Source organism: Emticicia sp. MM, assembly GCF_001649495.1.
In genome coordinates, this window is record NZ_LXHX01000016.1 from 23,316 (window position 1) to 37,349 (window position 14,034).

The window sequence follows — 14,034 nt, forward strand, 5'->3', positions numbered from 1 at the left end:
TGACATTTTTCATTCTACATTCTTAATTGTTTTAGACAATAGCGTAAATGTCTGATTCACGCATGATAAGATATTCTTTACCATCAACAGTGATTTCCGTTCCAGCATATTTACCGTAAAGAACGTTGTCACCTACTTTCAATAAAGTTGGTTCGTCTTTCTTTCCTGGGCCAACCGCTACAACGATTCCTCTTTGTGGTTTTTCTTTTGCGGTGTCAGGGATAATGATACCAAATGCTGTTTTTTCTTCTGCCGGAGCAGCTTCTACCAATACTCTGTCTGCTAAAGGCTTAATGTTTACTGACATCTTATTTTTGAATTTTTAGAGTTTAAAAAATTAGTTATGAGTAATGAAATATGAATTATGAGATTATTTGTCGGTTTTGTCGTAGCAAAATTTATGATAATCGAGCAACTCATAATTCGTATCTCATATCTAATGATTTTGCGATGACAATTCCACAAAAGTTTTGCCAACGGCCGACAAAGGTACTGTTTTCTGCCAAAATTTCAGTTTTGACTGACAAAAATGTTTCAAAGACTGACATGTTTTTTTGTGTCATACTCCGAAATAGCAATAAATGTCAGTATTTAACTCAGAAAAAACTGTATTATTTGAAGTTAAATCTTAATGCCAAACCCAATGAGTTTTCATCGGGTTTGAGTTGTAAATTGGCAGAAGTGGGTTGTCCGAGTGCTTGATTGTATCTAATTGCAGCTCTTTTTATATGAGCTTTGCCAATAATGTTGCAGGTGATACTGCCTACAAGCGACACCCCAAGCATGCCAAGATAGGTGCCAGAATAATAGCCACTTTGTCGGGTTCGTGCTTTATTGAGCGTTGAAAGTATGTAGATGGTCGGAATAAAACTGATAGCTTGCCCTACACCATTAAATATTTTGTAGCGTTTATAATGATAATTGACAATAGGGTCATTCAATTCAAAAAAAGGTACTTCAAGCGAATTGAAACCGCTTAATCTTCTTTCTCCATAATAATATGTTCCGTTTACCTTCTGTAAAGGTTTTAGGTAATAATGTTTACGGGTTATATTCGATTTATAAAAACTTGAATCTTTTTGAGCAAATAGACTAAATGATGACACTATCAGTATAACTATGGTAAGGGTTTTCATGAATGTTTATTTTATGAAAGGCAAATTGCCTTGAAACTTTCGCTTATGCTAATATTGGTTTAATGACTTTTCCACCTACATCGGTCAACCTAAATGGTCGTCCTTGGAAAGCATAGGTTAATTTTTCATGGTCAAAACCCATAAGGTTTAAAATGGTTGCTTGGAGGTCATGAACGTGCGTGCGGTCTTTTACACCATAATAACCCAAATCATCAGTTTCGCCGAAAGAAACTCCTTTTTTCAATCCACCACCTGCCATAAAAACAGTAAATGCTTCTAAATGGTGGTCTCGGCCTTTGAATGGAAGCGTTTGCCCATCGCGATTTTCTTGCATGGGTGTTCGACCAAATTCACCTCCCCAAACAATGAGTGTTTCATCGAGTAAACCACGCATTTTTAAGTCTTTGATGAGAGCCGTGACAGCACGGTCAGTAACCTGACATAAATCTTTAAAGCCTCCATCGAGTGAAAGCCTTTGGTCGGTGCCGTGCGAATCCCAGCCCCAGTGAAAAAGTTGCACAAAACGTACACCATTCTCCACTAAACGTCTTGCTAAAAGACAATTATTGGCAAATGAACCCTCACCTGGAACCGCCCCATACATATTTCTTACCCATTCAGGCTCTTTACTGGTGTCCATTACTTCAGGCACTGAAACTTGCATTCTAAAAGCCATTTCGTATTGTGAAATACGTGTCAGAATTTCGGGGTCTTGTACGGTCTCATATTGTTGGCGATTGATTTCGTTAATTGCTTCAATAGTTTGTTTTCGAATATCTCTACTCATGCCATGTGGGTCAGAAACGTATAAAACAGGGTCACCACCCGTACGACACTGCACACCTTGATAAATAGATGGCAAAAAACCATTTCCCCAAACACTTTTACCTGCATCGGGGCTTCGGCCTCCAGAAGCCAGTACGATAAAACCGGGTAAATTCTGATTTTCAGAACCTAAACCATACACTGACCAAGCACCTAAACTTGGCCTCCCTAATCGGGCACTGCCTGTGTGCATGAGCAATTGGGCAGGGGCATGGTTAAACTGGTCGGTATACATGGCCTTCAGAAAGGTAAGGTCATCAGCTACTTCGGGTAGATAGGGTAGGAAGTCTGAAATTAAAGCCCCCGATTCTCCATGTTGACTAAATTTTCCAATTGAGCCAAGCATTTTAGGTACTCCTCTAATAAATGCAAATTTTTTCCCTTCTAAAAATTCTTGTGGACAGTCTTTCCCATCAAATTTTTGAAGAGCAGGTTTGTAATCAAAAAGTTCTAATTGTGAAGGAGCTCCCGCCATGTGTATGTAAATCACTTGCTTAACTTTTGGCGGAAAATGAGGTTGTTTTGGATACATTGGGTCAGTTTGAAGCATATCATTTGATGCTTTTTCATTGCCCGAAAAACAGCCACCAAGTAATGAGCTAAATGCCATTGTGCCTAGTCCAGTTGTGCAGGTTTGTAAGAAATGGCGACGGGTTTGGTATTGAGCTTCAGCCAATAAAAATTCTTTGATTAACTTTTGCATGGTAAGGGTTGAATTTGCCTACTAAGTTAGGTATTTATTGCGAGAAGACACTATTAAAAAAATAAAAAGTCCTCAACGTTTTTAAGATTGAGGACTTTAAAAAGTTTTATGATAAACTTACTTTTTTTGCATTGATACTCTCATATACCCCATCCCAAAGTTCGATACGCTTTTTGAGCGATTCGATGGTAGCATTTTCGGCTTCTTGCCAAAATGTTTCGTTATCTCCACAGAGATTAGCGGTCATTTCTAAGGCCAAATGACTATGATGGTCGCCATCTACTTCGATGTGTCGTTCGAGATAATATTTAAAAATTGATATTCTCTCAGGAATACTCAAATGAATATCATTGATAATTGATAGAAACATTCCCGGTATTAAATCTTCTCTACCAAATGTAAAAATAGCTGCTTGAAGGTAAGATTTTTGACTTTTAATAATATCAAAGGTAAAATTTACAAAACTACGAGCAGCTTTTGGTGTACCTGCAACTACAAATGCTGAATCGAAATTTTCAGATTCTTTCAATACTTCAATAAACTTTTCAATGTGGCTTGTATCGGCCTCAGCTTGGTGCATGGCATCGAGGTAAAGTTCAAAGTGACTTTTACGATTACCATCCATATCAACATCTGATTCTTCTCCAACTACAATTTCGTTGATTAAATAACGAGTATCGGCAGAAGCGGTAGGAAACCAAGGAACTTTTGTACACGTAAGGTTATTTTGAAGTGATTTCAGTAACGACATAAAGTCCCAAACGGCATACACGTGGTATTGCATAAATACCTTTAGGTCGTTGAGATCATTGATGACAGAGTAAACTTTGTGATTAATAATTTGCTGTCGGAGCGGTTCGATTTTTTCTTGAATACGGTTAATGTAATGACTCATTTTACTTTGGTTTGTTTATTTCTTAAACTTTCTGTCTTACTGAATAGTTTGAATGTGGCCTTAAAAATACTTGATAAAAATAATTAAGTTATTTCTCTGATTAAGTTTATGATGCTTTAATAAAGAAATGTTTAAAATATTACCTGATTTATTATTAACATTAAACTTGGAAGTTTAATGTTGATTTTCTACTAAATTGAGAAAATATCAAACCTAACCTACTTATGATGATTAAGATTTGTTTCATTATTCATGGGAAAACCACAAATAAAGTTTCGCTAAGCGGTAAGCTAAAAAAAACTTTCGATGCTAATAATTTTATAGTAAAAATCATAGAAACTGAATATGCCAGCCATGCAATATTGCTAACAGAAAGTGTAGTAAACGAAGGATTTACAATTATTGTTGCTTGTGGTGGAGACGGAACCCTCAATGAAGTTGTCAATGGAGTTATGAACGTAGGGAATGAAAGTGTAAAAGTATGTTTATTGCCCAATGGTTCGGGCAATGATTTTGCTAAAACCATTATTCCAACACAAACCATTGAGTCTTTAAAGGAAGCTATTTTGACAGGAAGTATTAAAAAAATTGATGTAGGATTGGCCACCTTTAAAGATAAAAATGGTCAGCAAGCAAGCCGCTATTACATCAATATTACCGATGTTGGCATTGGAGGTGTAATTGCCAAAGAGCTTTTTTATGCAAGTAGGTTTTTTGGTGCAACTTTAACTTATCAGTATTTTATTCTTAAAAACTTTATCACTTACAGACCTCAAAATATCATTGTTAAAGGCGATGATTTTGTGTATGAAAGTAAAGTTATGAATTTTTGTGCCGCTAATGGAAAGTTTTTTGGGAGTGGACTTGGTATTGCCCCCGAAGCAAAAGTAGATGATGGCTTGATTGAAGCAGTTGCAATTGGAGATGTGAATTTGATTGATTATTTTTTGAATTTCCCTAAGATTAAAAGATGTGAACGTTTGACACATAAAGCAGTCAAATATTTTAAATCAAAATCTTTAAGTTTTGAGTCAGAAAGTGCAAATACTCCTATTGATATGGATGGAGAATTCGTTGGTTTTTTACCGATGAGTGTTACCGTGAAACATAAAAGTATAAATTTTATCGTCTAAAAATGATTACTGAACAACGTGTTCGAGCATTGGCTTTATCGTTTGAAAATGCCGAAGAATTACCGCATTTCGAAAAGATTTCATTTCGAGTGAAAAAGAAAATTTTTGCCACACTCAATCTGAAAGAAAATAGAGCAACACTTAAACTCTCAGAAACTGATCAGTCAATATTTTCGCTGTATGGCGATAAAACGACGGTTTATCCTGTACCGAATAAATGGGGCAAAATGGGATGGACGCAATTTCGCTTGGATAAAATTGAAGAGGCTTTTTTTTATGATGCACTCGTAGCGGCTTACTGCGAAGTTGCACCAAAAATTCTCGCAGAAAAATATTTGAATAGTTAAAATCCAAAAAAGTCCGAAATGTTATTATAGAATTTCGGACTTTTTGGTTGCTATATTTTAGAAAACCTCAAAAATCATCGTAGATTTTGGCGAAATTGTTAGGCCATTTTTCAAGGTTTGGATTTCGTTGTTCAGAATATTTTTGGCGGAAGTTTTATTCTGCAAGATTTCATCAAAACGCTTCGTATCGAGCGTAGAAGATTTATCATTTTTATTCATCACAACCATCACCGTTTTCTTATTATCGTATCTAAAATACACATAAATTCCATCAAAAGGTGCAAAATGTAGTGTTTTTCCATGGGCAATTACTGAATTATTTTTCCGCCAATTTAGCAGTTCCTTCAAATACGCTTTAGTACTTTTTTGTGCTTCTGTAAGGCCCTTTTCGGTGAAAACATTGACAGTATCTTCTTTCCAACCACCGGGCAAATCCGAACGAATCAGTCCATCTACTTTATGATGCCCCGTGTTTTGCATCAAAACTTCGGTTCCGTAATAAATTTGAGGTATTCCACGCGTAGTAAGCAAGTAGCCTAATGCCATTTTAGTAAGGTCAACATCTTCGTTGAGTTGTGTAAAAATGCGGTCCATATCGTGGTTATCGCCCATAATTAGAATATTCGAAGGGTCGGCATACACAAAATCATTTGCCAATGCCTCATACAAAACAACCAAGCCCTTTCCCCAAGTTTCTTTTTCTTTGAGGGCATTGACGAGGGCTTCTTGCAGTGGAAAATCCATGATACTTGTCAGGCAACCATTATAGCCATCGGCATTTTTTTTGCCTCTTTGCCAGTACGAAGTGATGAGCGGATTTACACTCCATTCTTCACCAACGATGCTAAAATTTGGGTATTCATCCATAATTGCACAACTCCAGTTTTTCAAGAAAGTCTTATCCGAATATCCGTAGGTGTCTTGACGAACTCCGCCCAATTGAAGGGTTTCAATCCACCATATTGTATTCTGTATTAAGTAGTTAGCCATAAAAGGGTTTTCACCGTTCATGTCAGGCATCATTCTATCAAACCAACCTTTTTTCATAAACGCTTTGTCATAATCAGAGGCATAAAGGTCTTGATTGACCGTGCGACGATGATTGGTTGAGGTTTTGGTATCGGGATAATTGAGCCAGTTTTTAAAGGGCAAATCATCTGTCCACCAATAGCCGTAGCCAGTATGATTCAATACTTCATCAAAAATTAATTTTATACCCTTTTGGCGAGCTTTGCTCGAAAGTTCCTTATAGTCATCGATTGTGCCGTATCTGGGGTCAACTTTGTAATGGTTCGTAATGGCATAGCCATGATAAGAGTAGCCCGACATATTATTTTCAAGCACAGGAGTTGGCCAAATAGCCGTAAAACCCATGGTGGCAATGTAGTCAAGGCTATTGATCATTCCTCTAATATCGCCGCCATGGCGTCCGCCATCAAAACCACGATTGATTTTTGCTTCATTCATGCCCGCAACCACATCATTTGAGTAATCACCATTGACAAAGCGGTCGGGTGTGATAAGGTAAATGACATCAGAAGAATTAAACCCACGCATTTGGGCTGATGCTTGTTGCTTAGGTAGCAGACTATAATTGTACGTATAAACGGTTTTGCCCGCTTTCTTAAAATTGATAGTGAAATTACCCGCTTTGGCGGTTTTGGCAATTACTAAATCAAGGAAAAGATAGTTTTTGCTATCAGCTTTATTGACTTTTTTGATACTTACCCCTGCATAATTAATAGAGGGTTGAGTTTCGGAAATATTTTCACCATGAATCAATAATTGCAAGTTTGGATTCTTCAAGCCTACCCACCAATTCAATGGCTCAACGTGATGAATTTGAGCATTTGCCACGAAATGAAAGCAGCAGAGATATATAAGGAAGTAAATTTTTTTCATTTGTTTAATAAGAATTTTAATGGAATATCAAGACGTTGATTCCAAGATTTTTCTGAATGGTCGGCACCAATAAATTCTTTTGTAAGCCAATTTTTATCAGAAAATCCTTTTGATTTCATAACAATATCGACCTTTTCTTGGAAAGGCTTGTAAAGTGCATCTAAGGTTTCTGTACCATAATCGAAATATATTTTATGCTTTTGCGGCGAAGGTAAATATAATTGTAAGTATTGCAAAAATGTTGCTGGAATAGGGTTATTTTCTACCGTAAAAGTGCCAACCCAGTGCGTTGACAAACAAGCGGCACCCGCAAAAATTTGGGGGTATTCACAAATGGCATACATCGAAATCAATCCACCCATGCTTGAGCCACCAATAAATGTATGTTTTTGGTCTGTGAAAACAGCGTATTTTTTATCAATGAAAGGTTTGAGTTCTTCTACGATGAATTTTAAGTAATTATCAGAATTGATTTTACCTGCAAAAAGTGCTTGGTTTTTTCCACGAGTGGCCTTGTAGATTGAATCTTGTTGGTTTTGACTGAGCATTTCAAAGGGTTTTTGTGGAAAATAATCGGAATGTCGATTAGCTGCTATATTCCAAATACCCACAACGATGCAGTTTTGAATGGTTTTTTCATCCAGTAATTTTGTCATTACCTCATCTACATCCCAAGCTTGTTTATTCCAAGTGCTTGAGGCATCAAAGAGCATTTGGCCATCGTGCATATAAAGCACTGAAAATTTGCTTTTACCATCGTAGTTTTTCGGTAGCCAAACATCTACATTTCGAGCAGCAACATATTTCGATTGAAAATCAGTTTGTCTTTCTAATCGACCACTCGATACCACCTGTGCATACGTGTTGAGTGCGAAAAAACAAAACAGAAGAATATTAATGATAGCATTCATTTTTATCATGAAAATAGGTTAAAGTGTTGGTTATAAGTGGAATATGAATAGTGGTTTCTGTGCAAAGACTCAAAAAAATCTGCATAACAAACGTTATGCAGATTCTGATTATTAAACCTATGATGAATCTTATTTCACCTTTGTAGCTTTGTAAGTTGGCTTGGCAGGGTCTTTTAGGTCTAAAACAAAGTTCCACGTACCAGCTTTTACTCCAAAGTTTTTACCACCGTCTTTCAATGCTCCACTTGCGGCAATTGGGTCTGGCTCGGTGCTATTGGCTGAGCCATAATTTACACCCCAATCATCATTCAATCTGAATTTGATTTGGCCATCTTTCAGCACTACATTGTTCAGATACCAAGTTTCGGTGCTGAGGTCATAGCTGAATTTTTGGTCAGGTTTGTCGCCCCAACCTGTGGCAGTAGCATCGCCCACAATCCCCCACGGAGCATATTTTGTAATCGTATATTTCATTTTTTTGAAATCTACCGTAATTAAGTATGTTCCTTTTTTTGCTGCAATGTTATCGCCACCTTCTTTCAATACTCCGTTCGAACCACCATAATTTACCCCCCAGTCGTTGTCTTTACGAATCTTGAACTCACCATCAATAAGTGTCACAATGCCAGTCCAAAGGTCAACGCTTGGGTCATAGTTGAGCGGAGCATCGGGCGTTGCCCCCCAGTTATTGAAGGCACTTCCCACAATTCCCCAAGAGTATTTCTCAACCTTGTAAGTAAGTGCAACTGGGTTAAAGGTGATTTTATAAGTTCCCGCTTTTACAGCAATATTATCACCATCTTTTTTCAAAACACCATTTGTTCCACCATAATTTACTGCCCAGTTGTTGTTTTCACGAATCTTGATTTCACCGTCTTTCAACGTTACATACGCTACAAATACATTCGGAACTTCAGTTTTGTAGAATGGCATATCAGGGCCATCCCAGCCGTTGGTTGTGGCACTTCCCACTACACCCCAAGTTGAGCTAAGGTCTAATTTGTCAAGATAAGGCGTGGCCGTAAGGCTACTCACTGTCGAACTCAAAACCGTAGAAGCTCCCATCGTAGCGGTTATCTTGATGTCGATGTCGGCAGGTGTGCCAGGGGCAAGTCCAAGTCCCAATAAAATGCCGTTTAACTCAGCAGTCGTAAAGGTTTTCTTAAGGTCAGAACCAGCTGTAATGGCCGATGCTTTCGAGAAATTTCCACCTTTTTTATCAATCAAAATGGTATTGGTAGCTGCTGCACTAAAACCATAATCGACTGCCCATGAGATAGTTAGAGCTTCTTTGGTGGCATTGTCTTTATTCAATACAACGCTTTTGCTCGAAAGCGTAACCACAGGAGCTGCCCCTGTGCTTAAAATTGCTCGTTCTTCTTCTTTTTCGCAGCCCCACGCAAACAAAATCGCCAGCCCGAAAAGAAATAATTTATTGAATGTTTTCATATTTTTATCTTAGATTTTTAGGTTTTAGAATTGAGGTTTTAGGTATTAATTTTAAAATAAACTATGTCTAAAACCTATCTTCTATTGCCTTATTAATATCCTGTATTTTGTTTCAAAGTAGGGTTTGCAATAAGGTCAGAAGCCGCCAACGGGAATACCGAACGGAAAGTTTCTACGTCTTTTCCTGCTTTGATTCCACCTTTCCAAGCCCAATTATAGCCAGTTGTAAACTTCCCAAATCGAACTAAGTCAGTGCGGCGATGTGCTTCCCAGTATAATTCACGACCACGCTCGGCCAAAAGATTGTCGAGTGTCAGTGAAGAAAGGTTGGCTGCACCTGCACGTTTGCGAAGTGAGTTTACTAAGCTAAGAGCCAAAGTACCATCGCCACTACCGCCACGAGTAACGGCTTCGGCATAAATTAAATAAGCATCGGCTAATCTAAATAACGGGAAATCGGTGTCCGTATGCGTTAGGTTTTTGCCTGGTTTTCCATCTCTTTTTACGTTTTTCCATTTCGTAACGGCATAACCATTCGAGAAAGTACCTACTTCATCAATTTCTAATTCTTGTCCGTTTGTGTAGAACATTCCACGTTTATCGGCTTTGTCATTGAATAAAGACACAAATTCTTTGGTTGTACGGAAGCCGCTCCAACCACCGTCAACGCCAAATTCAGCGGCATTCATGCTTCCACCTATCGAAGCGTGAATGATGGTTGTAGTTCCACCCCAAGTTTGGGTTTCGTTTCCATCATAGTTGATAACAAAAATGTTTTCGGTAGAAAGGTGGTTGTCAGCTAAGAAATTGTGCTGATAATTGTTTTCGAGCGTATAACCCGCATCAATTACTTTTTTGGCGTAAAGGGCTGCTTCGCTGTATTTTTTCTGACCAGTATAAACCTCTGCATTCAAATATAATTTAGCTAAAACCATCCAAGCAGCTGCTTTATCGGCTCTACCGTATTCATTTTTGCGAGCGTCAGGAAGTTCGGTTTCAAGAGCTTTCAATTCGGTTTCTAAGTAATTGAATAATTCTTGACGAGATGCCTGTTTAGGCAAATCAGAACCTACTTTATCGTTTTCGGTTACGAGTGGAATACTACCAAAAAGGTCGATTCCATGCGAATAAACCAATGCACGAATAAAACGTGCTTCTGCACGGTAGTTTTTAATATCTTGTGAATTGGCAATGCCACGGCTACTTAATTTTGCATCGGTCGTTTCACGCAAAAACTCATTAGCTACGGCTGCTTGGAACAAGATTCTTGAATAAAATGCTGATGTCCAAGCATTTGAGGCTGTCCAAGACATTTTGTGCAAATCAGGTAAACCTGGGTCACCCCAACCTACGATTGCTTCATCGGTCGTAAATTCTTGCAAGTACCAATACACACGCATATAGCCCTGAAAACCACCATCGAAGTTTTTCAAATCTACATCATCGTCTTTTGGTTTGATACCTGAAACCGCCAAACCTGCGTATAATTTTGCCAAAATCTCTTTGTAATTATTGGCATCTTGATAAACCAATTCTGAAACTTGCCCCACATAGGGCTTGGTATCTAAGTCTTTGCACGACCCCATCACGAAAATCAGTGCTAAAACGGCTATTAATTTTTTAGATATATTTTTCATTTGAAATTTAGAATTAGAAGTTGATGTTTAAGCCTACCGAATAAGTGCGTGGTCTTGGATAGATTTGACGGTCGATACCATCGGCAATCTCTGGGTCTAAACCTTTATATTTCGTGATTACGAATACATTTTGCACCACAAACGATAATTGAGCTTGGATTTTCTTCGCTCTAAACAAATCGCTCAAATTATAACCTACGTTCAAGTTGTCCATGCGTAAGAATGAAGCGTTTTGTACGTAATAATCTGAAAGAATGGTTTGGTCAGTGCGAGTTTTGAAGTTTGTTTCTAAAACATTGGCCGAAACGTTATTGATGAAGTTGCCCGCACCCGTAATGTTTTGGTAAGTAGCCATGCTTGAATAAATATTATTCAAGGCGTAATTGCCGATGTTTGAACGCATTACAAAGCCTAAACTTGCTTTTTTGTAAGACATCTGAGAGCTAAAACCTAAGAAATATTTAGGAACAGCCGATTGATAACGATAACGATCTAATTCCGTAATTTTTCCATCGCCATTGAGGTCAGCAAATAAGCCTTCGATTGGCTTTCCTGCTTCGTCATATACTTGTTTGTACACGAAGAATGTATTTGGCGTGTAGCCAGTTGAATGCACTTGTGCGTAGTTTCCTACACCACCACTGATGCCACCTACCAAAACACCTACGTAAGTCGGGTTATCAACTTTGGTCAAAGCCGTGATTTTTCTTTCGTTATAAGTAAAGTTTCCACTAATATCCCAATTGAAGTTTTTGTTCATGATTGGTGTATAGTTTATCACCACTTCAAGACCTTTGTTTTCGAGTGTTCCAACGTTGGTTGTTACTTTATTACTGAAGTTTGAGCCCGCCGCTACGTCGATTTCGTTAATCAAATCGGTAGTTTTCTTTTGGTAAACATCAATGCTACCCGAAATACGTGCTTTTTTCAATCCAAAATCTAATCCTAAGTTAGTAGAAGCCGTTTGTTCCCATTTGATATTTGGGTCATAAGCATTTGGGCGAAGTACATCGTAGTATCTATCACCAAATTGGTACTTCAAGCCTTGTCCTTTCGTGTAAGCATTCAAGTACGGATAATCGCCTGTTGATAAATCTTGTTGACCAGTAAGTCCCCAACCGAAGCGAAGTTTTAAATCAGAGAAAATCTCATCGTTTTTGAATTCTTTGTTGAGTTTCCATGCTAAAGCTACCGACGGGAATGTTCCCCAACGATTTTCTGGAGCAAAACGAGACGACCCATCACGGCGAACGGTTACGGTTGCCAAATATTTATCATTTAATGAATAATTCAAACGACCGAAAAATGAAAGTAGAGCATAGTCAGTTTTGAAGTACGAGTAAATTGGCACTACACCGCTGTTACCGTAAGTAGTTCCGTTTTCGTTTTCTCTCACAAATCCTTGGTTTTCAGCACCCGCCATGATATTAATCGACTGACCATTCAAGCCTTTTACATAGTTTAAGTAAAACTGGTTGGTGAAATTATTACGAGTTTGGGTATAATAGCCAACCGAACCTTGATTAGTAAATGAAGTAGCCGAAAGTAAGTTTGATTCAGTTTGGTCGCCTCTGGTATTTGAGCGGTCGAAACCAACATTCCAAACGGCACGAAGGTCTGGGAAGAAATGGAATTTGTAATCAGCTTGGATATTTCCAATCATACGATTAAGCGTTCCGACATTACTTTTTAGGTTCAATAAAGCCAGTGGATTAATTGGTGCTAAACCAGCCAAATCACCATTTTGTGCCAACCATTGGAAATAACCACCAAATTTGTTTTCGGCATAGACATTTTGAGTTGGGTCGAAACCAATGGCACTTCCAATAGCTCCTTCATCAGCAAAATTGCTTTTGGTTGATGAATATTTGAAGTTAATATCAAGTTTTAAATGCGATTTGAAGAACGTAGGCGTAAGACCAACCGATGTTGAAGTTCTATCCATCGACGAAGTTTTCAAAATACCATTTTGTTTGGTATAACCCACTGATACACGATAAGGCATTGTTTTCAAATTTCCTGTTACACTCAAATTATTATCGCTACTCAAAGCTGTACGGAAAATTTGGTCTTGCCAGTTGGTATTGGCATTTCCCAAAAGTTTTTGCTGTGTGGCAGTTCCGTAAGTTTTCACGGCTGTTCTGAACTCATCAGCTGTAAGTACATCTACGTTATTCACTCTTGTGGCTGACGAAAACAATGTACTAAACGCCACATTAAGCTTATCTTTTTTGCTTCCTTTTTTGGTAGTGATGATGATTACACCATTGGCCGCACGTGAACCATAAATGGCTGCTGCTGAGGCATCTTTCAAGATATTAAACGATTCAATATCATTTGGATTAATAAAACTCAAAGGGTTAGCAGCACCCGAAACATTGCTATTGTCGAGCGGAATACCATCAATGACAATAAGTGGGTCATTACTGGCACTTAACGACGAACCACCACGAATACGGATACGACTACCCGACCCTGGAGCTCCACCATTTGAGGTGATTTGCACACCCGCCAATTTACCCGAAACCAATTGCTCAGGCGTAGCGATGTTTCCTTTTACGAAGTCAGTCGAAGTGATTGAAGTAATTGAACCTGTTAAATCTTGTTTCTTTTGTGTACCGTAACCTACCACTACCACTTCTTGCAAGATTTTGTTGTCATCAACCAATTTTACATCAATCGTTGAGCGATTACCCACCGCAATTTCTTGAGTTGCTTTACCAATAAAACTGAAAACTAATGTTGCATTAGCTGGCACTGCTACTTGGTAGCTACCACTGGCATCGGTTTGTGTTCCTGTACTTGTTCCTTTGACCGAAACCGATACACCCGGCATAGGAGACCCATCGTTTTGGTCAGTAACTTTTCCGCTTACTGTTTTTTGTGCAAAAGTCACGCTCGTGAGCATTACCGCAAGCAATACCGAAACGATACCCTTACAGTAAGCCATGCGTTGGACTCCCGCCGCAGTTAAGACTTTCCAATTGTTAAAGTATTTGTTCATAGTTTTGAAAAGTAGTTTGTTTTAAAAATTAAAGTATTTAGTTAAAGTTTTTTGTTTATCAAGAAGTCTGATTTTACTCCATTTCTGTTGAC

The 14,034-nt window shown here is 38.2% G+C and carries 11 protein-coding genes; 2 read left to right on the forward strand and 9 right to left on the reverse strand.

Features of this window, described 5'->3' with window-relative positions:
- Positions 1–31 precede the first annotated feature (31 nt).
- The 4 genes from groES to A6M55_RS02525 form a co-directional block, all read right to left on the reverse strand.
- Entirely contained in the window at positions 32–307 is a 276-nt protein-coding gene (gene groES, locus A6M55_RS02510; RefSeq protein WP_015029734.1) for a co-chaperone GroES, read from the reverse strand.
- Positions 308–611: 304 nt separating this feature from the next.
- A complete protein-coding gene (locus tag A6M55_RS02515) occupies positions 612–1,136 on the reverse strand; it encodes a hypothetical protein (RefSeq protein ID WP_015029736.1) in 525 nt (174 codons plus the stop codon).
- Positions 1,137–1,179: 43 nt separating this feature from the next.
- The gene (locus A6M55_RS02520) at positions 1,180–2,664 is read right to left on the reverse strand and encodes a DUF1501 domain-containing protein (RefSeq protein WP_064196334.1); all 1,485 of its coding nucleotides are present in this window, start codon (positions 2,662–2,664) and stop codon (positions 1,180–1,182) included.
- A 106-nt stretch (positions 2,665–2,770) separates the two neighbouring features.
- A complete protein-coding gene (locus A6M55_RS02525) occupies positions 2,771–3,559 on the reverse strand; it encodes a DUF3050 domain-containing protein (RefSeq protein WP_064196335.1) in 789 nt (262 codons plus the stop codon).
- A gap of 224 nt (positions 3,560–3,783) precedes the next feature.
- Here A6M55_RS02525 and A6M55_RS02530 point away from each other — a divergent pair, with 224 nt between their 5' ends.
- Both A6M55_RS02530 and A6M55_RS02535 read left to right on the forward strand, forming a co-directional pair.
- Positions 3,784–4,692 carry a diacylglycerol kinase family protein gene (locus A6M55_RS02530; protein WP_064196336.1) on the forward strand — a complete coding sequence of 303 codons (909 nt, stop codon included), beginning with the start codon at positions 3,784–3,786 and terminating at the stop codon, positions 4,690–4,692.
- A 2-nt stretch (positions 4,693–4,694) separates the two neighbouring features.
- The gene (locus tag A6M55_RS02535; RefSeq protein WP_015029740.1) at positions 4,695–5,039 is read left to right on the forward strand and encodes an MmcQ/YjbR family DNA-binding protein; all 345 of its coding nucleotides are present in this window, start codon (positions 4,695–4,697) and stop codon (positions 5,037–5,039) included.
- Positions 5,040–5,096: 57 nt separating this feature from the next.
- Here the strand turns inward: A6M55_RS02535 and A6M55_RS02540 are convergent, their stop codons facing one another.
- The 5 genes from A6M55_RS02540 to A6M55_RS02560 all read right to left on the reverse strand — a co-directional run bounded on the left by A6M55_RS02540 (position 5,097) and on the right by A6M55_RS02560 (position 13,942).
- Entirely contained in the window at positions 5,097–6,941 is a 1,845-nt protein-coding gene (locus A6M55_RS02540; protein ID WP_064196337.1) for a glycoside hydrolase family 13 protein, read from the reverse strand.
- Positions 6,938–7,852, reverse strand: a complete 915-nt coding sequence (locus A6M55_RS02545) for an alpha/beta hydrolase (RefSeq protein ID WP_229235466.1) — start codon at positions 7,850–7,852, stop codon at positions 6,938–6,940. The genes A6M55_RS02540 and A6M55_RS02545 overlap by 4 nt, the downstream gene beginning before the upstream one ends.
- Before the next feature lie 129 nt (positions 7,853–7,981).
- The gene (locus A6M55_RS02550) at positions 7,982–9,301 is read right to left on the reverse strand and encodes a SusE domain-containing protein (protein ID WP_064196339.1); all 1,320 of its coding nucleotides are present in this window, start codon (positions 9,299–9,301) and stop codon (positions 7,982–7,984) included.
- 92 nt (positions 9,302–9,393) lie between these two features.
- Positions 9,394–10,938, reverse strand: a complete 1,545-nt coding sequence (locus tag A6M55_RS02555) for a RagB/SusD family nutrient uptake outer membrane protein (protein ID WP_064196340.1) — start codon at positions 10,936–10,938, stop codon at positions 9,394–9,396.
- A 13-nt stretch (positions 10,939–10,951) separates the two neighbouring features.
- On the reverse strand, positions 10,952–13,942 hold the full coding sequence (locus A6M55_RS02560; protein ID WP_082892902.1) for a TonB-dependent receptor: 2,991 nt from the start codon (positions 13,940–13,942) through the stop codon (positions 10,952–10,954).
- Positions 13,943–14,034: the final 92 nt, after the last annotated feature.